Raw genomic sequence first — 25569 nt, forward strand, 5'->3', positions numbered from 1 at the left:
CAGAGACGATCGTGCTTGAGGTTACCAACCAAGAAATTCGCTCCCTGTGTGATCGACTAAATAACACGCCACGCAAATGCCTGGGGTTTCAGACGCCAAAAGAGATGTTCAGCCGACATATATTGGCACTTGAACGGAACGGGGTGTAGATTTCCGACCAACGTTGCATTCAATCTGGAACCAACACGCCCATTTAGTAATGCGACAGTTGGGCCGGATAGAAATGCGACACTCTCCTCGCATGACGACGCTGGTCAATATCAACGTCGGGAGCAAGGATGCGACGATGTTCAGCCTGACTACGGTCAGAAGCGTTCGGAGTTGCCATGTCCTTTTTGATCACCATGTCGCAGAAAGAATTGCATCGCCTCGAAGTCATCCAAAAGATTCATGATCAACGCCTAAGCGTCGTCCAGGCCGCTAGTGTTCTGGGCATCAGCCGAAGCCAGATGCACCGGCTGTTAAAATCATATGAGACAGACGGCACACCTGGACTTGTTTCAAAAAAACGCCAACGCCCAAGCAACCGGCGTCACAACGAGGATCTTCGCAATGCAGTTCTTGATCTAGTCAGAGAACGATATGTTGATTTCGGTCCCACGCTGGCGCGCGAGAAGCTGATTGAGCTGCACCAACTGGCGATAGGTAAGGAAACGTTGCGCCAATGGATGACCGAGGCCGGCATCTGGATTTCTCGGAAAGAAGGCAAGAAGCGCGTCTTCCAACCACGCGGCCGACGCGACTGCTTTGGCGAGCTGGTGCAGATCGATGGATCGCACCACTGGTGGTTCGAGAACCGAGGACCAAAATGCGCCCTTCTCGTCTACATCGATGACGCCACCGGTAAGCTGCTGCATCTGCGTTTTGCCGGATCTGAGAACACATTCGACTATCTGCATGCGACAAAAGCGTATTTGCAGCAATGGGGTAAGCCGCTGGCATTTTACAGCGACAAGCACGGCGTGTTTCGTTCTACGCATGCGTCGCAGAAAGATCGAACGAGTGGGCTGACGCAGTTTGGACGCGCACTCTATGAGCTGAACATCGACATCATTTGTGCCAACACCCCGCAGGCCAAAGGCCGGGTGGAGCGTGCCAATCAGACGCTGCAGGATCGGTTGGTGAAAGAGATGCGGCTTCGTGGCATCGACACGATCGAGGCTGCTAATGCCTATGCACCTCAGTTCATTGCGGATTTCAACGCGCGTTTCGGCAAGCAACCACGCAATCCGAAGGACATGCATCGTCCCCTCGCCGCACATGAGAACCTCGACGGCGCCATGTGCCGCAAAGAAGTCCGCACGCTGTCTCAGTCTCTGACGCTGCGCTATGACAAGGTGATATTCATCCTAGATCCAACAGAACGGGCAACGTCGCTCGCAGGCCAGAAAGTCATTGTATGCGATTATCCCGACGGCCGGCTCGAGATCATGCACGAGAGTTTCACCCTGCCCTACAGGACATTTGACACGCTACGGTCGGTTCACCGCTCGCCTGTGGTTGAGAACAAGCAACTGGATGACATGCTGTCACTCGTTGCTCAGATGCAGGAAGGCCGCGATCTACAGCGGAGCAAACGTGGTCCACGCCGAACCGGACAGACCAACAGTATGTTCGAGATACCCGATGGTAGCCAGAGCAACGGTTATCAGAAGCGCGGGCGCAAGCCTGGGAGGCGGACGGATTTCATGAATGATCCGGAGGTTATCGCGAGACGACAGAGGGCGCTCGCTCGAATGGAGGCGGCTGAATAAGGCCGCTTTTGGCCCAAAGCGGACAAGCCAGGGTGTGCAAGCTGTCCGATTCATGCGGCGACTGTCGTCCTCATGATGCGATATACGCTTGCAGGTGGCAGGTTTGCATAGGTGGTGCTGATGCGAATAGCCTTGAGCCCCAGCCGCTGGAGTAAAGTATTAGCAATCCTCCACTAAGCAGGCGGCTGCATTAGCTCTATGGTGATACCATCCGGGCCGGAGATGTACGCGACCATTGTTCCGCATCGGGGGCCGGCTGGTATCGGCTGCGGCGAACCGTTCACTGCCCACCCCGCCGTCTCAACCCGCGCGATCGCCGTGCGGATATCCTTAACCGTGAAGGCGATATGAGCGGCTCCGATCGCACCCGCGCTACGAGGTGTCTGGCCCAGCGTACGGCCTGTCGAATACTCGAGAAGCTCGATAGGGTAGCCATTTGGAGCCGTCACCAGCGCCATTCGGCAACGGGGGTCGTCAACCCCCGTAGCCTCCCGTAGAAACTCCCCACCCATCTCTCCTCGGCGAGCAAGGTCGAAACCCATCGCCTCAGTCCAGAACTGGATCGCCTCCTCCAACGAGGCGACGGAGAATCCCGTGTGGTCCACAGCTATTACGCCGGCATCTTCGGCCATCTTTAATCCTCACATATCTACCAGTTACGTCTGCCCGATCTAGCGATCGTCTCGATAGCCTTACGAACTTTCTTTCGTCTCTCGACACCGTTCGGAGCATCACTTCACGTCAAATAATTCAGCAAAATGAAGATAATAAGTCGCATGTTCCGCCTACCATCGAAATGAGAATTAACCCATCCAGCAAAAGCAGGGACGGAGTATCCACCGGAGGGCTTTGGCCGGAATTCGTTATGCCAGGCCAAAAAACTACTCCCTTTGTCCTTCAGCAGGTCCAAATTTCTTTCTTCGATGAAAGGCAGAAAATATCGTTCTTTTTGAAGAGCGAAACTCTGATGTTCCCGCTCAGCCTTGTGCAGGCACCATCGCATCAGTGGTGGCTTTCTCTTTCCTCTGCTGCGTATCCAAACACAAGAACACACGACTATCTGTGCGACGACCTTCCAAATTAATGAATATCGAACGGTCCCGTGGAGCCGACGGCTTATTGCGAATGTCTCCTTTTGGCGCACAGCAGTCGTGACGACTGAGGAAGCTAAAGCCGAAGTGGTGTTCCTTAACCCGCCCCCTCCCTACCCTTGCAACCCGGGCCAGCCGGTCCGGTCGGGGGCTGATTGTTGGAGCCGGTGTCGCATTTCTAACGGGCCAGCGGCGTCGCATCTCTAATCAGTTTTGACAATGCATGTAGCCGGGGTACATTCTATTTCCAAGTGCGACATGCAATAAAGAACAGCAGGTACGCCATGATCCAATGCAGCGCCCGGCTGATCAATCCGTAACGGTGGCTTGAATCCAGCCAGATGTTTTCAGTCTTGAGGCGTGCTGTTTCGTTTATGCATTTTGTTCTTCTTAAGTTTGTAAGGCGGCTTGCTAGTATCGGAGAGACGAAACCTGTCATGCTCCAATCAATAAGAACGTCAGTTACACTCAACGTCCGAAGCCCAAAGAAGACTAACGAGAAACGAGTTTAAAGCGCGCCTTATTCGTTGATGTCGCACGACTGTCTTGTCGTCTCCGCCAGATCGCGATCAAGAGAGCTTACGGCGGTCATCACCAAGCTGTGCAGCCTCTCGGAGATCGCTGATCGATATTAGGCCGGTAGCCGTGTATTGAAAATTGCCTCGTGAATATCGACATTCAGGATAACCTGGAGGTCGAAATGTTCTACGTTATCGTTGCGATTTGCGCACTGGTCACAACATTCTTTGTCTGTCGCTACTACGCCGCCAAGACCCTCGTTGCCGAAAAGGATATCGAGAAGGTCATCGCAAGCAAATTTGCCTCGAGTGGCAAAGCTATTGAACTTGCAAAAATCCGTGAGGAAAACGCTGTGATGCGAAACCTGTTACTGGACCTTTTGGAGAACGAAGCGGTGTTACCGATGCATCAGTCCTCCGTATCGAAGGATGATCTAATCAGAATGAAAACGACCAAGATTCAGAGATATCGCGAGATACTGGCCGAAAGTCACCATGTCTTGCAACGTCGGGAAGCCAGCCATGTTTTGGCGGGCTCCAGTTCAACTGGCGTCGACAGGCGCGGAGCCTGAGGTTTTAAAGAGCCAAGTTGTGCCGAACGCCCTGTCGGCACTCACTTGCTCTCTGGTCCAGTTAGTCAGGCATGCATATGAAGCGCTTGCGCCGCATCCACTCACTTTGCGGTAAATCGCTTCAGAACGTCCTGATAATGTCACCAACTTTCGCGGTGAAATCTTCCAGCACCTTGCGTTGTTCGATCCGTTGACCCTCGATGGCAGTCAATTTGTCCTCCAGCACGTTGAGCTGTTTGTCGAAGCGGTTTTTCGTATCGCCATCGCCGACGGCCTGCAGATTCTCACGCACCCTCGCCTGTTCGTCTGACGTGCGGCTATAATCCTCATCAAGCACCTGCAGCTTCAATTGCGCGTCATTCTGGCTGCGGCGAGCATCGGCAAGTTCGATCAGTTTGGCCTTTGTCTCGTCATCTGCGGCAGCCTCCTGCCAAGCAACCAGCGTAAAGGCGTCAGCATCAATCAGTGAGACTGTCTCGTCATTGACCAACTCATAGCGGGTTTCGACCGTCTTTTTTTCCCCGGCCTTCAGGCTGGTTTTGATGCGGTAGTCACTGGCTGTCGCTTCGTCCTGTCCCTCAGCGCTAAACGTCCAGCCGCTGCGTTTTGGAACCTCGACCACGACTATGCGCTCACCGTCTTGCGCACCTGTTATGTCGTAGGTCGCTACCTCAACAGTCGAGGACTTAGTGTGGATCATGCCATCGACAACTTTCAGGCTGACAATGTTCTGGCTTGTTTTCACCGCAGTACCGATATTGACCTTCTGGTCCACGGCAAAGCTGACCGATTGCTTCTGGTCGCGTGGGAGGCCATTGATTTGGGCGTCCCCAACATAACCGACACTGTCGTCATAAACCGTCATGATGCCGGGCGGCAGGCTGATGCCGGCATTGTTTTCAATCAGTGCCGCTGCCACCGGATGTTCACCGGCCATGCTGGCCCGGTAAAGCGAAACCATTTCTGCCTTCACGCCCTGATCAAGGATCGGCACAGAGATCGTGTCGCCATTCTTGATGTCATAGCTGCCTTGCAGCGAGAAAGTCGATGTTACATCCTGCTCGGCAGCACTGGCCTCTTGGCCGCTTGCCATGGCAAACGGTGCCGGCGCTTCAGCAGCCATTGCCTCTGCCATGGGGGCGGATGCCAGAAAATCTGCACCGCCCATGCTGTTTCGCGCCACCGTGGGTTTTGCCATCGAACCCGCTGGCAGGCCAGCTGCGGCAGTATCAACCGGCACCTCTATGCGCTCACGCATGAAGTGCTGATGGAGCGCCTGTTTGAGAGTGACCGGCTTGCCGGACGACAGCGTGACGCCAACACTGTTCCAGTCCTCTCCAGAGGCATTTTCAAAAACCGCCCACGCCTGTAGGCGCACCTCACCTTCCTTGCTGGTGACAAGGCGATAAGATGTCTTCCAGATGGGCGCTGGCACGACATAGGAGATATCAACCTCCCTTTGGGCTGCGCCATCCAGTTTCAGGGTCACGGTTCGCGCGCCATCCGTTTTGCCCTTGGCAATCACATCCATTGCGGTCTTGAGTTTGTCTTTGACGGCAGCATCGAGAATTTCAACCTTGGTGCCGGGTATCGCCGCCATGGCGATTTCGCCGTCATCGGTCATCAGTGATAGTTGCCAGCTCTTTGCCGTCTTTTCATTTTCACTTGCCGTGACTCCAAGAACAACGCCGTGTTTGTCGCCCGCCTTCACCCGCGTTCCCTTGATGGCATCCAAAAGCTTCGGCATGGAGGAGAGATCGGATGCCTTGAACGGCAATGTGCGGAATGTCTCTTCCAGCGGGTTTGGGCCAGCCAGCGACAGGTTCTTGACCCTGCCCTCCTTGTCCCGAACCACAAGGCTTTTGAGAACATCATCGATCTGGTCGAGCGGCACCTCAATGGTGATCTCAGAATCCTGCCCCACCTCTGCGGACCGGACAATTTCCGCCAGTCCCCCGGACGACAGCGTCACTGACTTGACGGGTCCATTGACTGCAGCAAAGGCTGTGGTTGAAACAAGTGCGAAAAAGACGGCTGGAAGAACGCGTTTGGTGGTGATCATAAAAACTCCCCGACTGTGACTATGGCAAAAAGCCACGCAGCTCCCAGCTGCATTCATCGCATATGATTTTAGGTTTTGGCGCAATTTGAGGCAAATAAAACCGCAAACAGCTGTCATCGACCTGTTTTGATAACAAAGCATTGGTGCTCCTGCGCAAACAACGCTGCAGCTGTACAACCGGTGGAACAAATTGGTCGAAATTGCCGTTCTGTTTGGCGATAATTCCTTTGGAGACATCAGATGAAACTGAAGCTTGTTTTAAGCGTGGTATTGGGTGTTGGCTTTTCGGCAGCAGCGGCGCAGGCGCACAACAACTGGCATCTCTACGGTGCTGTTCCGGTGGCGGGTGATACCGTGCTTGAGGCCGCCTACCGCGCCGCCCTCGACCACTGCAGCTATGAGGGATATTACGGACACCAACGGGTTGGTTTTTATGGTGGAGACTATGGTTCTGCCGAAATACGCCGGTGCATGTCGCGCAAGGGCTTTATTTTGCAAGATGGCCAGCCCCACGCCTACCCCGCAAGTAAGGCAGCCTACCACGTGAGGTAAAAAAAACACGTAATTCGTGGTTTTGCATCTTCAGGGCATGTCACACTTGTCCAAATGGTTAGGCCACGTTTGGGCAGCAATAGTGTGCACACGACGGGGTCGTTGCGCGCATTTATAGACTCGTCAAATAGCTGGAGTATGATGACGCTGTTCGATCTCCATAAGTCGGGCGACCTTCTTAAGGGAATGGAATTTCAGATATTTTTGCGTTTCTGGTAGGGCATTGATAAAGTTTTAGCTTTTAGGTATGTTATTCCTACCACGTGTATATTCTGAAATTTTTGGGCGGCACGATGATAAAGTTACAGACGGCTGTTAGCAGGGCAGCTTTATGCCTTTCGACAGCAATGCTGCTTTCTGCATGCACGAGCGCACAGACCGTTTCTGTGGACACCAGTCACCAGTCGACCAAGCTGCCCGTTGAGGGTCAAAAGACGGTTTACAGCTATACGAACAAAGATCGTGAATGTTTGAAGCGCGCGATGTACTTCGAGTCGAAACGGTCAAGCGAGAACGGGTTCCTTGCTGTCGGTAGCGTCATTATGAACCGGCTCACTTCCGGCATCTATCCTGAGAGCATCTGTGGCGTTGTCAGCCAGAAGAATCAGTTTGCACCTGGTGTGATGACACGCAAAATGGATGAGTCCACCGCACCCAGCCTCAACATTGCTGCAGATGCTGTTCTTAAGGGCGCCCGCCATCCTGACGTGAAGAATGCCATGTTCTTCCATACCGAGGGGTACACTTTCCCCTATAACAACATGCATTACGTTGCTGCAGCAGGCGGTAATGTATTCTACGAGAAGCGAGACGAAGACGGCAATCTGCAAACCGTGGCGCCCAAGCCTGCCAACAGCTACATACTTGCCTACTCGTCCAATGATCCAGAGCAGAACCCTGCCCTATCTTCATCGATCATTGCAGAGGCGGCAGCTGGAGCGACGACAGGGACAGAAGTGGCCAGTGCGTCGCCGATACAGACACAGACACAGGCTGTGACATCATTGGAAAACAATGCTTCCGCTGATGCTGTGCAGGTTGCTTCTGCAGCACCGAATCCAGCGGCGGCGCCAGTCATTACCGAAGAAATTATACGTTCAGGCATAGAAGAGACTTTTGCGACCGATCACGCAGTGCCGCAGAATTCCTCCTATAATTCAGGTGGTCTTCGGCAGGTCAGCCTACAGAGCGGAGCTCGCGTTCCATTGCCGGCAGCACGCCCGGATGCGCAGAACCGGCCAGTTGCGGGAAGCGCAGCGGTAAATGGTTCACCACGCCTTAGTCAGGCAAATTGGGCTTTACGCACAAGCAACAGCTGGCAATAGAGTCACACCGTCTTCTATCGTGGCATGAAGGTGTCTTTGTCGTTGTGCTTCAAGACTGACGTGTTCTGTCAGGACGGTCAGTCCTGAACTACAGCTTGAAATTCTTACGGTCGTATGCGTGTCGAAATCCAATTTTTCTCAGGTTTTCGTAGGAAATGTTGGGTCTGCCGATTGATGGCGCCTCTGTTTCAACCACAAACGTAGACACGCCATTCGCGATACCCTTGTTAATGCGAGCCGCGATGAGCGCCTTTTGAGCGCCGCGATTTCGAAACTCAGGCACTGTCGTACCTCCTCCCAACCATGCATATGAACCTGACACATAGATGGCGCCGGTGCCGACAGGCGTTTCACCGTCCAGGGCAAAAAAACACAACCATCCTTCTTTCCCGACGATGGCCGACCAAAAGGCCGACAAAGTCGGTGGAAAGCTGAACCCGCTACACATCATTGATCCGAACTGCGGAGCTTCGGCGGCGCGCACCGTTCGGGTGCTGACACGAACTGGCATATCGATGCTGTGTAATGACGCGTCTAGGGTAAGCTTCGACCAGCCGGGACCATGTTCATGAAGTCCCTTTGTGCTCATCCAGCTTCTCACATCATCCGCAACGGCTTCAAGGTTCAATTGCAGATACCTGTTGCCGGCCCTGCCCTGCATCCAGTCATATGCCTTATCCAGATCATTGACCGTACCCAAGCCGAGAATACGATTGAGACCTATTGCAGGGGCATTTGGCAGAGAGATTGCGCATCCGCCGTTGATGGTGATGCAGTCAAAAACTTCCCTGGCACGGAAACTGTTCGGTGAGAGCTTGTGCAGGCTCAAGAAGGCCGCGGCCTCGATAGCCTCTTCAGCCGTTGGGACAAAGCTTTCTGAAGACTGAAAATTCAAGACAGGCTCCTTAAGCCGTAACGATTGGGGTCATATGAGCGTTAGCAGGGTACTTCGATTAAAAGCCAAGTTCACTGAGACTGGGATGGTCATCGGGTCTTCGGCCCAGTGGCCAGTGAAACCTGCGGTTCTGGATGCTGATCGGCAGGTCGTTGATGCTGGCATAGCGCTTTCGCATCAGGCCACGATCATCGAATTCCCAGTTCTCGTTGCCGAATGATCGGAACCAGTTGCCACTGTCGTCATGCCACTCGTACGCAAATCTAACCGCGATACGATTATTGTCGAAAGACCAGAGTTCCTTGATCAATCTGTAATCAAGCTCTCTCCGCCACTTCGCCGCTAAAAACGTCTGGATTGCATCCCGGCCAGTCACAAACTCCGCACGGTTCCGCCACCGGCAGTCTACGGTATAAGCCAGTGAGACCCTGATAGGGTCTCTGCTGTTCCAACCGTCTTCAGCCAACCTGACTTTCTGGGCCGCACTCTCTGAAGTAAAAGGAGGGACAGGTGGTCGTTCAACGTCGCTCATCTCAAAGGTCCTCCAGACGTGCCCGCAAGGCGGCGTTCTCCGCTTCCAGTTGCTGCAGTCGGTCGCGAAGTGGAGCGACGGCTTGTCCGACCTCGTGCTCGGTGTAGCGCGGGGTGATGTGCTGCGGGCAGTTCCAATCAAACGCCTCAAGTCGCAGCTTGAAGATACGCTCTGCCCTACCCCTGTAATCCGGATCGGACACAAGTTTTGTGAGTTGCTGGTCCGCATCCAGTTCCACTTGCTCCACATAGGCATAAATTTTGAGCCGGGCTTTCCGGACATAGTCCATTAGAAACAGGCAGGTGCGATCATTGGCTGCAAAATTGCCAGCACTGATGTACTGGCGATTTCCGCGATAGTCTGCGAATGCCATGGTCTGCTGGTCGACGACCTTTAGGAAACCAGCTTTGCCTCCTCGATGCTGAACATATGGCCAGCCCGTTTCGGAGACGGATGCCATATAGAAGCTGTCTCGTGTCGCGATGAAAGCGATTTCGGCGTCTGTCAGGATATCTGAAGGGCGGTCATGAGACCCCAGCCAGATCTGATCCGCGCCCATGTCAGCCTGAACTGCCCTGACACTCGGTGTCACGGCAACCTCAAGGAAATGATATGGCATGCCTGATCTCCCTGTTCAGCCAGGCACATATCGATTTAGAACGATTCGTGCCTGGATATGTCTTTCGGCAACCCCTTTCGTCAGGTACTTTCTGTCCTCCGAGGCTCCGAAAACAAAGATTACTCCTGCAAGGCCCAGTCTGCTACCTCCCAACGCATCTCCCCACGATCAGCCACGACGCGACCGAGACCGGGAAAAGGCATGTGGGTGGCGGCGATAAGCGCACCCTCCGATGCCGCAAGCGGAAAGAAACGATCGCGCATGGCTTTTGCTGCGACACGGTCCTGCTCAAACAGGAAGAACACATCGGTAGCGGCGGGATGTACAACCGGGAAAATCATGTCTGAAACCATGATCAGGCTCCTGCCGCCATCTTCGATCCGCACGCCGATGTGGCCCGGCGTGTGGCCGGTCAGGTCAACAATCGAAACGCCCGGTGTGATCTCGCGCTCTCCATCTATTGCCTGGAGTTTCGGATATAGCCGCACCACTTCTTCTGCCATGTTGAAACTTGGCTGCAGAAAATCAGGAGCACCGTTTTTCTTGGCTGGGTCGGTCCAGTGGGTAACGTCGCGACGATCTATAAAGAGTTCGGCGTCAGGGTAGTTGTTCTTGCCTGCCAGTACCAACCCGCCCATATGATCCTGGTGCATATGCGTCACGATGATTGCGTCGATCTGATCGGGTCGAAGACCATAGTTGGCGAGTGCTTGTGGCAGTTTTCCTGTCTGGCCGATAGAGCCTGCCGCACCGGCGTCAATCAGGATGCGGCGCTCACCATCCTCGACGAGATATTGATTGAACAGGAAACGTACGCCACTTGGCCTGGCGGTAAATTGTGCGCTTGCCGCCTTCTCGACCTCCGGGGCTGATCGTCCCGGGAAGTAGTCATAGGGCATGTCGGCATATCCATCCGTCAGCGCTGTAACAGTGAAGCGACCGATCCGTATCTGTGCGAATGGGGTTATTGCAACAGGAGTTTTGTCGGCTGCCTGCGTCGCGGCTTGCACAGATGAAGCACTAACCAATCCCCCGCTGAGGAGACTTCCTCCAACGAGGCCAAGAGGCAAGGCACTGGCAAATGCACGGCGTGAAAGTTGCGGCATGGCGTCTTCCTTCATATCGATTAAATGATGTCGTGGCGTCGGCAAATGTGCCGGTATATTGGCTGCTATTGGCAAACTGGTTTTCGCCCAAGCCGTCATTGTTCGGCGCCAGGTTCAACCATCCTTTTTTATGAATAGGTCGGTTCAAGCCCGCCCTCAATTGCGATCTAGGTCCCAGCAAACTAGACCAAGGCAGTGCGAAAATAGACCATCGTCTATCAATCTCGCCTAACACGGCGGCCAGAAACAGCGTAACCTGAGATGGGGCGTTTACGCTCAGCGAAATGGTAGGGGACCAAGTTGGACAAGCATAAGGACACCGATGCGATCATCGACCTTATCCCGGCAATGGCGTGGTCGACGACGTCTGACGGCATGCTCGATTTTGCCAATCAGCATTTTCTCGAATATGTCGGTTTGCCGCTTGCAGACATTGCTGGTGAAAATTTTTACCGGCTATTCCACCCCGATGACACAACTCGGCTTGCTTCCGAGTGGCGCGCTATCATGATCTCCAAAATAGGGAGGGAAGTCGAAGGCAGGTTGAGGCGTGCCGACGGCGAATATCGCTGGTGTTCGCTTCGGCAAAAACCCCGGTTCGATTCTGACGGAGGTGTCATCAAATGGTACGGTGTCGTTCTCGATATAGAAGATCGGAAACAGGCTGAAGACTCTCTCCGAGAGACCAAATCTGCGCTTGCTGCAAGTGAAGAGAACCTGAGGCTTATCATCAATTCGCTTCCAGTCCTTGTCTGGTCCGCACGCCCGGATGGAAGTGCGGATTTCGTGAACCAGAATTGGCTTGATTATGCCGGATTACCAGCCGCCGAAATTCTCGAATGGGGCTTTCTGGACCTCTATCATCCCGACGATATTCCAGAGATGGTGGAAATCTGGAAACGAGACCTCGAACATTCAGATCATACCCGATTGAAAGGTCGCATTCGTGGGGCAGATGGAACCTATCGCTGGTTTTATTTTGCGGGAAGAAAGCTGATAGATGCAAACGGTGTCGTGCGCTGGTTTGGTGTCAATATTGACATTGAAAACCTGCAATGCGCCGAAGATGCCCTTCGAAAAAGCGAAGCGGCGCTTAGGGAAAGTGAACATAAGCTCAGCCTCATCATCAACACCATTCCTGCCATGGCCTGGTCCTGTACGCCGGATGGCCGACTTGAATACTGGAACCAGAATCTGATCGATTTTGTGGGCCTGCCATTCGAAGAGATTGTCGGATTCGGTTTCTACCGCATGTTTCATCCCGATGATGTCGAACGGATGCGTGAGAGTTGGGAAGAGGTTGTCACGACAAAAAAACCCAAACCTGTTGACGCCCGGATCAGAAGATTCGACGGCCAGTACAGGTGGTTTAATCTGCGACAAAGCCCACTTCTGGATACTCACGGCAACGTCGTTCGCTGGTATGGCATCGTTGTCGACATTGAAGACCGCAAACGTGCAGAGGACTCGCTTCGTCAGAGTCAAAGTCAACTCGCACATGTTACCAGAGTGACGACGATCGGAGAGCTTGCCGTATCGATTGCTCATGAGATCAATCAGCCGCTCATGGCAATTGTAACGAATGCAGGCACCTGTCTCAGATGGCTTCAGGAGGGACACACCGATCTTGAACAAGCGCGATTGGCCGCCGGACGGATCGTTCATGACGGTCATCGTGCCGGCGAAATCGTAACAAGCATTCGCTCCATGGCGCAGAAGACGCCAGCACAAATACAACGCACGGATTTCAGCCTCGCGCTAAGGGATGTTTTGGATCTCTTACACGGCGAATTGCGGTCGCGTGGCTTGGGCGTCATTGTAGAACTGCCGGCTGAACCTATTGAGGTTCTCGGCGATCGTACTCAGCTTCAGCAGGTCCTGGTAAATTTGATCATGAACGGCGCTGAGGCGACATCACAACGTCCGGAAGCTGTTATCAAAATCAGTTGTAACGTGGGCCAGATCGGTGACGTTGAGGTCAGTGTTTCTGATTTCGGCAATGGAATACCTACTGACGAACTCGATAGAATATTCGAGCCGTTTTATACGACAAAATCCGATGGGATTGGGATGGGCCTTTCCATCTGCCGCTCAATAGTTGAAGCGCATGGAGGACGTATCTGGGCAACCCCTAACGATCCGTGTGGAAGCACGTTCACCTTCACGCTCTCTCATTTTAAGGAAACACCCGTTGATCGATGACCGGAAGAACCGGCAACCCACCGTCATCATCATCGATGACGATCAAAGCGTACGCGAAGCGCTGAAAGGGCTGTTCGAATCCGTGGGGCTTGCTGCCGAGACGCATGGTTCCGTCACGGAGTTCATGGCGGCAGATGATCCTGAAAAAGCCGGTTGTATCGTTCTCGACATCCGGCTTCCCGGGCAAAGCGGCCTGGAATTTCAGGAAGCGTTGGCGAAGAGCAACCTTCCGCGGTCGATCGTCCTGATTAGCGCCCATGTTGATGTGCCCATGGCAGTGCGGGCCATGAAAGCTGGCGCCATAGACGTTCTCAGTAAGCCGGTTCGAGAACAGGATCTTTTGGAGGCGGTAAACCGTGCGATCGCCAACGATGCTGCGCGCCGCGACGAAAGAAAAGCAAAAGCTTTGACCCATTCAAGATATATGACGCTGACGGAACGTGAGCGCCAGATCATGACATTTGTCATTGCCGGTAAGCTGAACAAGCAGATCGCGGCGGAGCTGGAGCTCGCCGAGCCTACGGTGAAACTTCACCGAGGGCACATGATGCGGAAGATGAAAGCGACATCGGTGGCACAACTGGTCAAAATTGCCGATGGGCTTGTATAGACCTAATAGGGGGCTGTCATGGGCTCCGGTGAAATCTAGCTTACAGCGGAAAGTACGGGGTCGACTACGGCGCCTCAGCGCCGACAATCGTTACTTCATGGTCGCAAACTCGTTCGCCAGGATACCGCTGGAGAAGGTGGCGAACCTCAGGCTCCTCGACCGACCACGCGTGACGGTTGATTTTCACCCCAGTGGGAAAGCAACTCACTCAGCGTGTCGATAAGAAAACCTACGTCGTAAGGTTTTGGAATAAATTTCACACCGTTTGGCAGCTCGTCAGCGCCGATAGATCGGCCACCCGAAGTCACGATAACGGATATGCTGGCTTTGGTGGACCTTATATGTCGGGCGAGATCGACGCCATTGATGCCGCAGGGCATTTCTACATCAGTAATAACAGCATCGACTTGGCGCGCTTCAAGGGCGACGATCGCTTCAAGAGCGTTTTTGGCTTGGATTACTTGGTAGCCCTCGTCTTCGAGGACTTCAGTGAGCATTATTCTAATCAGAGGCTCGTCATCGACGATAAGCACGGTACGCAGAAACATGGGTCGGCTCCATTGTGATCACGCATACAACGTGCGTGTTCAGATTAAGATCGCCCCCATGAGGTAGTCTTTGGGAACAAACTTAATAAAATACGAACAATCTCATCGTTTGTCCGTTATCCACAGCCGGCACCCTATTATTGCTTTCAAATATTTTGGTGGATTGACCCCTGCTCCACATTTCTCACGGATTATTGGCCAAGAACGTTATAACCAGACGAGATCAGCTGAGGATACGTTCGATCTGTGGCTCACCCATCAGCCCGAACTCAAGCCTGAAATTCTTCCTCGGCACGGCCCTCGCCCGAGATGTAATAATATCTGGTGCTTTGGATCATGATAGCTGGTCCATCAAGGCGGTGAAGCTCGCCATTCAAGTACCATTGTTGATCACCGTTAGGCCACTCTATTGCAGGCCCGTCCTTGCGATGGCGTTTTCCATCAAGCCACCATTCACAATAGCCATTTGGAGAAGATAGGGCTGGACCATCAACACGGTGATGTCGGCCGTTTACCAGCCATTCCTGTTTGCCATTATTGTAACTGATGGCAGGCCCATTCTCGTTATGGATCTGGCCATCTGCATTATACCATTCCGTTCGGTTCTGAAAAATCTTTCTGTTCAACCTGTTTCCTCTCCACGGATCCGCTTTACCGCGGTGTTTTAGAGATGAGTATGAATGGCCCGGAAACATTTGCAAGGCACGGATCATCTCAATCGGTCTCGGTACGTCAAAGGACAATCGACTGGCAGTATGCCAAGAATTGAGGGGAATGCCGCAATCGCGGCAATTGGCTGCGATCATCCTTATGCTTTACGCCGGGCGCTCGTAACGTGGCCTCCACCCGCGAACCATTCCATGGCTCATGACCTTAGAGGCTCGATATAATTGATCGCGCAAGAAGTCGGCATCTGCCATAAGGTTTCTGATTGCAGACAGCGCATCGCCGTCATGGGCCGCCAGCACGGCTGCAGCTAGATCGACTTCGCCGGAGACGGGCCTGGTGACGTCATCAGGATAGATATTAAAAGCGAGTTGTTGAGACATGGTGAACTCCCGAGAATAACTTCCGCGAATGTTCTCATTTTGTTCTATTTTCACGCAAAGTCAAGCCGGAGCAACTGGACGCCGATGAAGGGCAGGCAGCCGAAGCGGTCACCATCGACTTCGAATGTCACAAAGTAGTACCTCGGGGCGCAGTATTGACATTCGACAACCCAAACCTGTCAATGCTAGGCCTTTTAATTCGACAAATTATGGAAGTGCCTTAAGCACCGACAGCCTGTTACCCGGTAAAAAGGCAAGGACTTTATCTTGTTCGAGTGCATTCAGGACAGCCGTAATTTCGTCGTCGGTGAACCCATCGGCCTTTAATGGCTCAGCAATATCAGGCCGATTGAGCGTTTTGTCAGGCTTTGCCTTCAGTGCTTTAAGTCGCTGGGAAATGGCGATCTCAGTATCTTCAAACCGGCTCATAATTGGCTGTTGCCTTGTCGATTGTCCTGTTGTCGAGACAAGCTGATAATCTCGTTGTTGATATTGGATTCAAGGGATGCACTGTGGCTTTGATCTCTCATTACACACAATAGTGCAATACACGCCGATATAGATATAGCCACCCGCACAAGCTTATCTGCGGGTGGCTATACCATTGTGGCGGTGTTGAAAGATGATTAGCAACGATCGATGTAACGATTTCCGTTGCGGTCGCGGTAGTAGCACTGGCCTGGCTGGTCCGCGACGCTACCGATCAATGCGCCCGAAACACCGCCGACTGCCGCACCGACAGCCGCACCGCGCAGATTGCCAGTTGCTGCGCCACCTATAATGGCTCCGCCTGCTGCGCCGACGGTTGCACCGCGTTCAGTTGAGGAACATGCTGCCAGCGACAGAGCAACAAGAACTGGAATAATGATTTTTTGCATTGTGGTCTCCTTCTCTCAAAAACCAAACCATGCCAGCGGCGTTTTGTTCCGATTATTTTAGGTTTGGACTCGAAAGCAGCAGCCGATCATCTTCAAAAAAAATTTCAAAAACAAGGAAGTAGCGATATTCAAGACGTCTGGAAGTTTTCTCAACTTTGCCAGTTTAACCTGCTTGTAAGCAGCCATTCTCTCTTTTGTCGCAAGGCATGCGACTGGTTATCCTGTAATATTGAGATTTGCATGTGATCACTGATCGGAAGAGGGAACGATTTTGCTATTCTCCCGTTCACATCGCGGTCGTACGCGCGTGGGGTATTCACGCACGGAAGGTCTCTAATCGAGATTGAAGTCGAAGTGTCATTCCGGTCGTGACGAGCAGTTTATGTGTTAGCATTTTAAAAAGGTGGCAAAGTGTCGATTTTGGTGGCTGGCGAAACATGTTGGCGCTTGGATAAGGCAGATCGCGCTTCGGTGATCGTCGATGCGGACAAATTCTTCAGGCATGCACGCAATGCGATGCTGAAAGCCAAACGCAACATCATGTTGATCGGTTGGGATTTCGATACCCGGATCGAGCTTGCACATGACGGCAAGGATGATGAAGCGCCTGTGAAAGTAGGGCCGTTGCTGGATTGGCTGGCGGCGCGCAATTCCGATCTCGAAATACGGATTCTGAAGTGGGACCTCGGCGTGATCAATTCGCTGGCCCGAGGAGAGACGCCCTTCTACGTTTTGAAATGGATGTTTTCCAATCAGATCCACCTGAAGCTCGACGGTGCGCATCCCGCAATGTCGGCTCATCACATGAAACTTCTTGTCATTGACGATGAGCTCGCATTTTGTGGCGGGATCGATATGACTGTTGGGCGTTGGGACACAACTGACCACCGCGATAATGAACCTCGACGTCGATCACCCATGGGCTTCGCGCAAGGTCCTTGGCATGACGCCACGACGTGCGTGTCAGGCCCGGCGGCGGCAGCGCTGGGTGAATTGGCTCGAACTCGTTGGTATTATGCGACAGGTGAAAAGCTTTCGAAAAGCGAAGGTGCAGATCAAATCTGGCCGGATGGTCTCGATGTTGACTTGCGTGGTGTCGAGATCGCCATTTCCAGAACCGCGCCGCAGTACGAAAGCAGACCGCAGATCAGCGAAGTTGAGACAGTCAAACTTGCAATGATCGCGTCGGCGAGAAAATCTCTGTACATCGAAAGCCAGTATTTTGCATCGAGGCGCATAGCAGAGGCGATTGCTGCGCGTCTGGGAGAGCAAGACGGCCCGGAGGTACTGGTCATCAATCCTGAAGGCGCAGGAGGTTGGCTCGAGGCAAAAACGATGGATTCTGCTCGCGTTCGGTTGATGAAGCTTGTTACGGATGCCGATATTTTCGACCGCTTCCGGGTGTTGTACCCGGTGAATGAAAATCGCTCGCCGATCTACGTCCATGCAAAGATCATGATTGCCGATGAGAATATTCTGAAACTTGGTTCAGCCAATCTCAACAATCGTTCAATGGGTTTTGATACGGAATGTGACATCGCGATTGAAGCAAATGATCTCGCAACGCGTGCAACAATCTCCAGAATAAGAGACACGCTTATTGCCGAACACCTCGGATGCGCGGTTGAAAGGGTGTCTGAGGAGATCAAAGCCTCAGGCTCATTGATCAAGGCTGTCGAGACCCTCAATCAGCCTGCAGGCCGCGGCCTGATCCCTGTGCCTATCCGAGAACTCACCGCTGCCGATGAGGTGTTTGCTGAATCAGAATTTGCGGATCCGGAAAGACCTGCGGGAGTGCGGTACAAGACGGCAAGTTTTCTGCAACAACGTTTCCGTCGTCCTACACCGCTGCCGCTCAGTTAAGGTCGAGCGAAAAAAAAGAGGCACGTCCTGTTGAAAGACGTGCCGAGGTCGCATCGAGTGCCAAACCCCGGGGGGAAGACGAGGTTTGGCTGTGTCCAAACTTTCGTTTCGACATTTTGTTCCATGCGTTCCCAGGCGGATTTTTATCAAATCCTGGCATGATTAGTCTGCGGAGGACTGCGATGCGCTTTCAATGTAAGCGATGAGATTGTCGAGGTCTGCCGGTTTGCTCACCCCGGCTGAAGACATTTTGTTGCCAGGTATTTTCTTTTTGGGAGCGCTGAGAAACGCCTTCAATTCTTCCGAGGTCCAGATCTGGCCTTCTTCACCCGCCTTTTTCATGGCGTTGGAATAATTGAAGTCCGGCAAGCTGCCAGCAGTACGGCCAATGATAGCATTGAGTTGGGGGCCAACTTTGTTTTTGGCGCCCTCCCCGATGGCATGACAGGCGGAACAGCGTTTGAATACTGTTTCACCCTTGGCAACATCGCCCTCGGATCGCGCCGGCATAGCGCTCGCAGCCATCAACACCGCTGCCAACAATATTGAAATACGCATTTTTTCATCCTTGTCTTGCAAATAAAAAGTCCCGCACGCGGGGGCGCGCGGGACGAACGGACATAAACTCAGGTTGTGCCCCAGGCGGGCGTACCCTTTTTATAAGGGACGCAGGTTTCGTATTCTCCCGGGATTTCGTCATAGACAAGAACTTCGGTTGCACCGATTTTCGATGTGAAAAAGCCGAACAATGTCAGCTGTTTGACGAGGGTGAATGCCTGTGGATTGGTTGGGGTCTGTTCTGCCCTGGCCTTTTTGTCCAAAGCCAGAATGACATCCTCCCGCTCTTTAGCTGTCAGGCTGAGGAATGGCTTTTTATGTTTTTCCTGGCTGCTGCCTTCAATCTGGGAAATTGCAGAATGGAAGAGCTTCTTTTGGTCTTCCGTATAACAATCGGCAGCATAAACAGCCATGAAGGCGCCGACCTCGGCGTCTTTCGCGCCGGGGGTGGATGTCCGAGGAATGATGGTTTCAGCAACCTCATCCAGAAAACGGATGTCTTCCGGAGTAAACAGTTGGTCGGGCTTTGCCGCAGCGGCTTTATCCAGACTGAAGGCGACATCAGCGCCGACCAGGGAGATGCCTGTCGCAACCGTGATAAGTCTTAGCAGTTCACGTCTGTTCATTACAGATTTCCCTTCTTGAGCTCTGACACCGCAAAATCGGCAGCACGTGCCGTCAGTGCCATGTAGGTGAGAGACGGATTTACACAGGCGGCAGACGTCATGCAGGCACCATCCGTCACGAACACGTTAGGGGCATCCCACACCTGGTTGTTGCCATTCAGAACCGACGACTTTGCATCGCGGCCCATGCGCGCCGTTCCCATTTCGTGAATACCCATACCGGGTGCGTAGCTGCCTCGGGTCGGTTTGACGTTCTTGATGCCGACGGCCTCAAACATTTCGACAGCGTCATTCACCATGTCTTCACGCATATCGAGTTCGTTTTGTTTCAACTCGACATTCATTGAAAGGACCGGCAGCCCCCATTTATCCTTTTTGTTTTGATCAAGCTTCACGCGATTTTCGTGGTAGGGCAGCATCTCGCCAAAGGCTGTCATGCCGATTGTCCAGCCGCCTGGTTCGGTCAATGCGTCTTTATAATCTGCTCCAATATTCATCTCGGCGATTTCGCGCTCCCAGCGGGAGCGGCTTGCCGAACCCTGATAACCAAAACCACGCAGATATTTACGCTTTTCATCGCCGATGTTACGGAAGCGAGGAATGTAGAAACCTGCCGGGCGGCGTCCCTTGAAATAGAACTCGTCAAATCCTTCGACTTCACCCGTCGCACCCATGCGGAAATGATGGTCCATGACATTGTGGCCGAGTTCGCCGGAACTGCTTCCCAATCCCCCTTCCCACACGTCGGTGGCTGAGTTCATCAGGACCCAGGTCGAATTCAACGTCGAGGCATTCAGGAAGATAATGTCTGCGGTATATTCATAGGTCATGTTGGTTTCGGCATCGATGATCTCGACACCGCGGGCCTTCTTCTTGTCCTTGTCGTAAAGGATCTCCTTGACGATTGAGAACGGCCGCAGGGTGAGATTGCCGGTCGCGACGGCCGCAGGCAGGGTTGATGATTGTGTGCTGAAATAACCGCCGAACGGACAGCCCAACCGACACTTGTTTCTGAACTGACAGCGTGTGCGATCCTGGTCAGGAAGTTCCTGTGTGATGTTGGCGCAGCGGGAATTGATCAGGTGACGCGTGCCCTTGAACCTGTCCTTCAGACGACGCGCCACATCTTCTTCGACGCAGTTCAAAGGGATTGGTGGAAGGAATTCACCATCAGGAAGGATATCGAGCCCTTCTTTGCTGCCGGAAATGCCAGCAAACCGTTCAACGTAGTCGTACCATGGCGCAACATCCTGGTAACGAATAGGCCAATCAACAGCGATGCCTTCTTTTGCATTGGCCTCAAAATCGGTCTGTGACCAACGATAGGTTTGACGGCCCCAAAGGAGAGAACGACCACCCACGTGGTACCCACGGAACCAATCGAAACGTTTTTCTTCGACGTAAGGCGTTTCTTGTTCGTCAGCCCACATGCCGAGTGTGGCTTCTTCCAACAGATAATCGCGGCTCAGAACCGGATACTTTGCCTTCATTTCCTGCGTGGCACGATTGCGGTGAGGGTAGTCCCACGCTTCCTTGTCTGCATTCTGGTAATCGGTGATGTGTTCAATGTTTCTGCCACGTTCAAGAAGAAGAACTTTTAGACCCTTTTGTGTGAGTTCTTTTGCGGCCCAGCCTCCGCTGATCCCCGAACCGACAACAATCGCGTCGTAATGATTGTTAGCCATGATAATCCCTCTAACTGTTGTTTGGAAAAAAGGCGCAACTCACCGGTCCGGCCGAGATATCGACGGGAAACATTATGTTGATCAAAAGCGCCTGTTATTCCCCGGCAGTGTCACCACCGGGGAATGGTTGTTGCATTACTGAATTGTTGGCAGGTGTTCGTTGAGGAAGGCATTGCCCTTGGTCAGGACGGCTTCGGCATCAAGCGGCATGTCATGCTCAAGGATGAACCATTTCGCGCCGGCCTTTTTGGCCGCTGGCAAGATTGTTTTCCAATCCAGGACGCCGGTGCCGAGGGTGGCAAAACCACGCTCATTTTCCGCGGTCCCCGCAGGTGCATTATCCTTTGCATGGATCGCAAATACTCGGCCATTCAACGTGCCGAGAAACTCTGCCGGATCCGTGCCGCTACGTGCTACCCAGGCGACATCAAGCTCGCTCTGCAGCTTTGGACCGGCAGCATCGAGCAGAAGCTCAAGTGCTGTCTTGCCGTCAAACTTGACCAGTTCAAAGTCATGATTGTGGTAGGACATGGCCAAACCGGCAGCAGCCAACTTGTCTGCGTAACCGCCAAGCTCCTTGCCAAATGCCGTCCATGCAGCAGCATCAGTCGGGCGATCTTCTGGTTTGAGGAAAGGCACGGTCACAACCGGGTTACCAACGGCCTTCTGCTCGGCAATGACGTCGTCCAGATTGCCGCGCAGCTTGTCGATCGGCACATGTGACGAGATCACCTTGATCTTGTGTTTCTCAAGCAGTGCAGACAGTTCTTCTGCGCTGACCTTCTGCATGTCGACGGTTTCCACAGCTGAGACACCGGCGCGATTGAGAATGGCAAACTGCTCTTCGAGCGTGCCTGCGTCGCGCAATGTGTACATCTGCGCTGCGATTGGCAGGGTTTTATTGTCTTCAGCCAGAACAGGGTTTGCGATACCTGCCGCCATTGCTGCGACCAGTGCCATACCTGTGAATGTTGATTTCAAGGATTTCAAACGCGTAACTCCCTTTTCGTTTGAGCGATAAACGACACGCAAGCGCCACCCTCCCCGGCCCTGCAGCCGGAGGTGCAAAAGCAGCCTCGAATGTGTGGTGTCGTCTGTTTCAGATAGACTCCGGGTTAGATGTCGATCCCGACCCAAGACGTGGTCTGGCTGGATCGTACTGCCGCATCAATGAACAAACGTCTGCCCCAGCTGCCATTACATCGAGGACGAAATGGAAGAAGTTGGGACAACAATGTCAAAAGCGGACGTTAGTCTGCACAAACTTTCGTTGCAGCAAACCTCAAGTGAATAGACATGAAAATTTTGCTCCTCCAAGCAACGGATTTTCCAATGAAACCGTTTACATCAATAAATGTAACCGGTTTCATACATGTGTCAATCTACAAATTTTGGTTTATCAGTTCTTGGCTCATAGACCGGGAGCCGACGTTGTACAGAAAATCGGCTCTACACACTGAGTTTCAAGGGATAATCATTAAGATGGCTTGAGCACATTTTTTGGTCGCTCGTTGCTCAAAGTTGCATTCCAGTGGGCCACGGTTGCTCCCAATTTTCAATGCGCCGACCTATTTTGAGCTGTGCCAGATGATCACATAATTGCCTATGTCGCTAATGCGGATCTAAAGTCGTTAAAAGACCGCGCCAACGTCAGTTGTCACGGTTTTCCTTCTGGCGATGGGTGTTTGGACTGTTATATTTTTTCGGGATTTGACGCCTGATGCATCAAGAGATTGCCTTTCTCACCCCGGCAGAAATCGATTCAGACACAACCACGGTGGCAAGAATGACGACAAAGATCGTTATGACTTGTGGCCATGCCAGCATATTCAGTGATGACTGCAGCTTTAGACCGAGACATAGGTCTGAATGACAACTTCTGGGGATCAAAGCCAACCGCGTCTGAGGGTGAATAGGCCAACAGCCGCGCCGAGCGAACAAAAGACAAGGAAAACCCAGCCAGAGACAGCGCCTGCCTGAATGCCGGAAAGCAGAACGCCGATTGTGCAACCCAGTCCGGTCATCGCCCCCCAACCCATCAGCACCCCACCAATGAGCCGACGCGCCAAGCCCTTTGCATCCGGCCAGGACGGTTGGAACTGTCTGGCATTTACTGCGCTTGCAAAAGCACCGATGACCAGACCGATGACAAACACGCCATTGGGAGACAGGAGTGTGCTTTTAACGGCCGAAACACAGCCTCGTAATGTATCGAGACCGCTGAGTGTTTCCGGCACGAAACCGGCAGGTGTTGCGGCTGTGCGGACCAGGCTGCCGAGTTCTGCGGTGACGCCGATAGGCGCAATTCTGAGATAGGCGAACGCGCCGATTGCGGCAACGAGGATGCCTGTCAGGACCGGCGGCCATCGGCGTGAGAAGACCGCCTGTCCTGCTAATGACACGTAGTTTTTGTTGTCATCGGAAGGAGGCTCTGGTTGCCGTTTGCCAATCCACAAGGTGATGATGATGAGTGCAACCACGCCGATAAGTCCGGCGATGAGTGCGCCGCCATGCCCGAATATATGGGGTAGCCACAGAGGAGGATCATCATACACCGCCAATGTGAACAGACTGTTCCATGTCAGGAAGCCGATCAGAAAACCCAAGGCAGCGCCAAGGATGGCAATAATGGAGCCGAAAGCACCCTCGCCAATCCGGTAGAGATGTCCTGACAGGCAAGAGCCTGACAATCCTGCGCCGAAACCAAAGGCAGTAGACGCAAGTGCCATAACCCAGCCAACCGGACTGATGTGGGCGTTAGGAGGTAGACGATCTGGCTGAGGCACAGGCACCCAGGCCATGATGATCACAGTGTAAAAAACGATGCCAAAACCGAGGGCGATCAGAATGGATAGAACACCATCTATTTTACGGCGCTCGATAAAGTCTCTGAAATTGCAGAGAAAGCAGAAACGTCCGCGCTGAAGGACGATGCCAAAAAGCAAGCCAAGAATAAGAGACAGCGAGAGTATTCGGCCAGTGGCATCTGTTGCAAGAGAAATGGACCACCAACTGACCATAGCGATCAGCAACAGAGAAATGGCCGCCCGGCCGATTGATGGGCTCATAAACACTCTCATTATGCTTTCAGAGCCACTTTACTGCATCAGGTCCGCGTAGACCGCTCTGATCAATCGAATTTACACATTGACGAGCGGCGCAGAGATCACTCCGCTCGTCGTATTGAAACGTCCGTAAAAAGCTCAGGCCGAAATGTGTTTATTTGCCAGTCCAGACGGTGCCGGATGGATTGCTGATGGGAACGCCAACGGCATTGCCATATTCCGTCCAGGAGCCGTCGTAGTTTTTGACGTCGTAACCGAGGATCTTTTTCAGCGCGAACCATGTGTGGCTGGAACGCTCACCAATGCGGCAATAGGTAATGATGGGCGCACTGCCATCAACACCTTTGTCTGCGTAAATCTTTTTGATTTCATCAATGCTTTTGAAGGTGCCGTCCTGATTGACGATGCTGCCCCAAGGCACGTTGACCGCGCCGGGAATATGACCGGCACGTACGGACAACTCTTTAACGCCTTCGGGGGCGAAAATCTTCCCGGAATACTCATCCGCCGAGCGGATATCGATGAGCTTGATGTCGTGCTTTCCTTCGGCCACGGCGACGACGTCTGTAAAGCGGGCACGAATTGCGGTGTCACGCTCCGGCAGTGCCAATGTCGTTGGTGTCTGTTCCGTCGCTGCAGTATCTAGAGGCAGGCCCTTGGCTTCCCAGAGTTTGCGACCACCATCGAGCAATTTTACCTGCTGACCAAGACCGTAGGTTTCGAATATCCATGCGCCCCAGGCTGCAAACCAATTGTTGTTGTCGCCGTAGAGGATGATCGTTGTGTCCTTGTCGACCCCGGATGCTTGCAGAAGCTTTTCAAAGTCCTCTTTCTTGGCGATGTCACGACGTTCCTTGTCGACCAAATCTGTATGCCAATTGATATTCAAAGCACCGGGGATGTGACCACGTTCATAAACGCCGGTATCAACACTTACTTCGAAGACACGCACCTTTGGATTGTCGAGGTTTTTCTGTAGCCAGTCGGCGTCAACCAGTGCGTCTGATGCGGAAGCCTGTCCAGCCAGCAAGAGCGCGGCAAGAGTTGTCGTTGCGATGATGCTCGGCTTCGTAATTGTTGTCATGGTGTCTCCTCAATGTGCGTGGTGTGATTGGTCAGTCCTCCAAAGCATCGATGAAACATGGTGCAGGTTGAAGTTATAAAATTCTATAGTTTGTATCGATTTTGAACATTCATGATGCACAAGTGACGTTTTGCGGAAAAACACGCAATGATAGCAAAAGTGACAAAAAGTTTGATCGGTACGATATATGGCTTACGAATTACAACTTATTCTTGATTTCCTGATGGACTGTTAGCTGCACAGGGTGATGGCAAAGAACATACCTTGCCCGTTCTGGGCACCGTGACAAACTGCCCTCTTGTCTGGTCATCAAGGCCAATTTTCCAATCGATATACGTTTGCAACTTGACAGTTCGTCAGGTTCGAATAATTAAA

24 protein-coding genes and 3 pseudogenes are annotated in these 25569 nt (G+C 52.8%); 8 read left to right on the forward strand and 19 right to left on the reverse strand.

Going from position 1 to position 25569, the window contains the following annotated elements; translation table 11 throughout:
• Window positions 1-149: pseudogene (locus HGO37_RS20035) on the forward strand (IS30 family transposase); the annotation flags it as partial.
• Window positions 150-326: 177 nt separating this feature from the next.
• Window positions 327-1754 (forward strand): ISNCY family transposase, encoded by a 1428-nt coding sequence (locus HGO37_RS20040; RefSeq protein WP_250984887.1) that lies wholly within the window; start codon window positions 327-329, stop codon window positions 1752-1754.
• A 50-nt stretch (window positions 1755-1804) separates the two neighbouring features.
• Here the strand turns inward: HGO37_RS20040 and HGO37_RS20045 are convergent.
• Window positions 1805-1909, reverse strand: a pseudogene (locus HGO37_RS20045) (phospholipid methyltransferase); the annotation flags it as partial.
• Between the two features lie 18 nt (window positions 1910-1927).
• Entirely contained in the window at window positions 1928-2386 is a 459-nt protein-coding gene (locus tag HGO37_RS20050; RefSeq protein ID WP_110737755.1) for a VOC family protein, read from the reverse strand.
• Between the two features lie 1123 nt (window positions 2387-3509).
• Here HGO37_RS20050 and HGO37_RS20055 point away from each other — a divergent pair.
• Complete coding sequence (locus tag HGO37_RS20055; RefSeq protein ID WP_250984888.1) at window positions 3510-3935, forward strand: hypothetical protein; 426 nt, start codon at window positions 3510-3512, stop codon at window positions 3933-3935.
• Between the two features lie 121 nt (window positions 3936-4056).
• On the opposite strand, the gene HGO37_RS20060 is transcribed toward HGO37_RS20055, so the two are convergent.
• Window positions 4057-5997, reverse strand: a complete 1941-nt coding sequence (locus HGO37_RS20060) for a DUF4139 domain-containing protein (protein WP_250984889.1) — start codon at window positions 5995-5997, stop codon at window positions 4057-4059.
• Window positions 5998-6237: 240 nt separating this feature from the next.
• Between HGO37_RS20060 and HGO37_RS20065 the strand changes: the two genes are divergently transcribed.
• Together HGO37_RS20065 and HGO37_RS20070 are read left to right on the forward strand one after the other, a co-directional pair.
• Window positions 6238-6549 (forward strand): hypothetical protein, encoded by a 312-nt coding sequence (locus HGO37_RS20065; protein ID WP_250984890.1) that lies wholly within the window; start codon window positions 6238-6240, stop codon window positions 6547-6549.
• Between the two features lie 347 nt (window positions 6550-6896).
• Window positions 6897-7874, forward strand: a complete 978-nt coding sequence (locus tag HGO37_RS20070; protein ID WP_250985116.1) for a cell wall hydrolase — start codon at window positions 6897-6899, stop codon at window positions 7872-7874.
• An 88-nt stretch (window positions 7875-7962) separates the two neighbouring features.
• Here HGO37_RS20070 and HGO37_RS20075 read toward each other — a convergent pair whose 3' ends face one another.
• The 4 genes from HGO37_RS20075 to HGO37_RS20090 form a co-directional block, all read right to left on the reverse strand.
• A complete protein-coding gene (locus HGO37_RS20075; RefSeq protein WP_250984891.1) occupies window positions 7963-8769 on the reverse strand; it encodes a GNAT family N-acetyltransferase in 807 nt (268 codons plus the stop codon).
• Between the two features lie 58 nt (window positions 8770-8827).
• Window positions 8828-9301: a nuclear transport factor 2 family protein gene (locus HGO37_RS20080; protein WP_250984892.1), complete on the reverse strand. Its 474-nt coding sequence runs from the start codon at window positions 9299-9301 to the stop codon at window positions 8828-8830.
• A gap of 1 nt (window position 9302) precedes the next feature.
• Window positions 9303-9920, reverse strand: coding sequence for a pyridoxamine 5'-phosphate oxidase family protein (locus HGO37_RS20085; RefSeq protein WP_250984893.1), 618 nt, complete (start codon window positions 9918-9920; stop codon window positions 9303-9305).
• 119 nt (window positions 9921-10039) lie between these two features.
• Window positions 10040-11026, reverse strand: coding sequence for an MBL fold metallo-hydrolase (locus tag HGO37_RS20090; RefSeq protein ID WP_250984894.1), 987 nt, complete (start codon window positions 11024-11026; stop codon window positions 10040-10042).
• A 348-nt stretch (window positions 11027-11374) separates the two neighbouring features.
• On the opposite strand from HGO37_RS20090, the gene HGO37_RS20095 reads away from it, so the two are divergent.
• Window positions 11375-13228 (forward strand): PAS domain-containing sensor histidine kinase, encoded by a 1854-nt coding sequence (locus tag HGO37_RS20095; RefSeq protein ID WP_502941444.1) that lies wholly within the window; start codon window positions 11375-11377, stop codon window positions 13226-13228.
• Window positions 13218-13838 (forward strand): response regulator transcription factor, encoded by a 621-nt coding sequence (locus HGO37_RS20100; RefSeq protein WP_250984896.1) that lies wholly within the window; start codon window positions 13218-13220, stop codon window positions 13836-13838. Before HGO37_RS20095 ends, HGO37_RS20100 begins: the two co-directional genes overlap by 11 nt.
• 146 nt (window positions 13839-13984) lie before the next feature.
• Here the strand turns inward: HGO37_RS20100 and HGO37_RS20105 are convergent, their stop codons facing one another.
• The 5 genes from HGO37_RS20105 to HGO37_RS20125 all read right to left on the reverse strand — a co-directional run bounded on the left by HGO37_RS20105 (window position 13985) and on the right by HGO37_RS20125 (window position 16313).
• Complete coding sequence (locus HGO37_RS20105) at window positions 13985-14386, reverse strand: response regulator (RefSeq protein WP_192489145.1); 402 nt, start codon at window positions 14384-14386, stop codon at window positions 13985-13987.
• 269 nt (window positions 14387-14655) lie between these two features.
• Window positions 14656-15012, reverse strand: a complete 357-nt coding sequence (locus tag HGO37_RS20110; RefSeq protein WP_250984897.1) for a hypothetical protein — start codon at window positions 15010-15012, stop codon at window positions 14656-14658.
• A gap of 189 nt (window positions 15013-15201) precedes the next feature.
• Window positions 15202-15435: a hypothetical protein gene (locus HGO37_RS20115; protein ID WP_250984898.1), complete on the reverse strand. Its 234-nt coding sequence runs from the start codon at window positions 15433-15435 to the stop codon at window positions 15202-15204.
• Window positions 15436-15642: 207 nt separating this feature from the next.
• Complete coding sequence (locus tag HGO37_RS20120) at window positions 15643-15864, reverse strand: hypothetical protein (protein ID WP_250984899.1); 222 nt, start codon at window positions 15862-15864, stop codon at window positions 15643-15645.
• Window positions 15865-16061: 197 nt separating this feature from the next.
• The gene (locus HGO37_RS20125; RefSeq protein WP_192489141.1) at window positions 16062-16313 is read right to left on the reverse strand and encodes a YMGG-like glycine zipper-containing protein; all 252 of its coding nucleotides are present in this window, start codon (window positions 16311-16313) and stop codon (window positions 16062-16064) included.
• A gap of 447 nt (window positions 16314-16760) precedes the next feature.
• Between HGO37_RS20125 and HGO37_RS20130 the strand changes: the two genes are divergently transcribed.
• Window positions 16761-18176: a phospholipase D-like domain-containing protein gene (locus tag HGO37_RS20130; RefSeq protein WP_250984900.1), complete on the forward strand. Its 1416-nt coding sequence runs from the start codon at window positions 16761-16763 to the stop codon at window positions 18174-18176.
• 162 nt (window positions 18177-18338) lie between these two features.
• Here the strand turns inward: HGO37_RS20130 and HGO37_RS20135 are convergent, their stop codons facing one another.
• The 7 genes and pseudogenes from HGO37_RS20135 to HGO37_RS20165 all read right to left on the reverse strand — a co-directional run bounded on the left by HGO37_RS20135 (window position 18339) and on the right by HGO37_RS20165 (window position 25194).
• Window positions 18339-18734, reverse strand: coding sequence for a c-type cytochrome (locus HGO37_RS20135; protein ID WP_250984901.1), 396 nt, complete (start codon window positions 18732-18734; stop codon window positions 18339-18341).
• Window positions 18735-18802: 68 nt separating this feature from the next.
• Window positions 18803-19360: a gluconate 2-dehydrogenase subunit 3 family protein gene (locus HGO37_RS20140; RefSeq protein WP_250984902.1), complete on the reverse strand. Its 558-nt coding sequence runs from the start codon at window positions 19358-19360 to the stop codon at window positions 18803-18805.
• Window positions 19360-21045, reverse strand: coding sequence for a GMC oxidoreductase (locus HGO37_RS20145; RefSeq protein WP_250984903.1), 1686 nt, complete (start codon window positions 21043-21045; stop codon window positions 19360-19362). The genes HGO37_RS20140 and HGO37_RS20145 overlap by 1 nt, the downstream gene beginning before the upstream one ends.
• 135 nt (window positions 21046-21180) lie before the next feature.
• Window positions 21181-22035 carry a sugar phosphate isomerase/epimerase family protein gene (locus tag HGO37_RS20150; protein WP_250984904.1) on the reverse strand — a complete coding sequence of 285 codons (855 nt, stop codon included), beginning with the start codon at window positions 22033-22035 and terminating at the stop codon, window positions 21181-21183.
• 735 nt (window positions 22036-22770) lie between these two features.
• Window positions 22771-22902 (reverse strand): annotated as a pseudogene (locus HGO37_RS20155) (phosphonate ABC transporter, permease protein PhnE); the annotation flags it as partial.
• A 29-nt stretch (window positions 22903-22931) separates the two neighbouring features.
• The gene (locus tag HGO37_RS20160; RefSeq protein WP_250984905.1) at window positions 22932-24113 is read right to left on the reverse strand and encodes a YeeE/YedE family protein; all 1182 of its coding nucleotides are present in this window, start codon (window positions 24111-24113) and stop codon (window positions 22932-22934) included.
• A gap of 151 nt (window positions 24114-24264) precedes the next feature.
• Window positions 24265-25194, reverse strand: coding sequence for a sulfurtransferase (locus tag HGO37_RS20165; RefSeq protein WP_250984906.1), 930 nt, complete (start codon window positions 25192-25194; stop codon window positions 24265-24267).
• Between the last annotated feature and the right edge of the window lie 375 nt (window positions 25195-25569).

It is taken from the genome of Rhizobium sp. CG4 (assembly GCF_023701965.1).
GTDB lineage: Bacteria > Pseudomonadota > Alphaproteobacteria > Rhizobiales > Rhizobiaceae > Agrobacterium.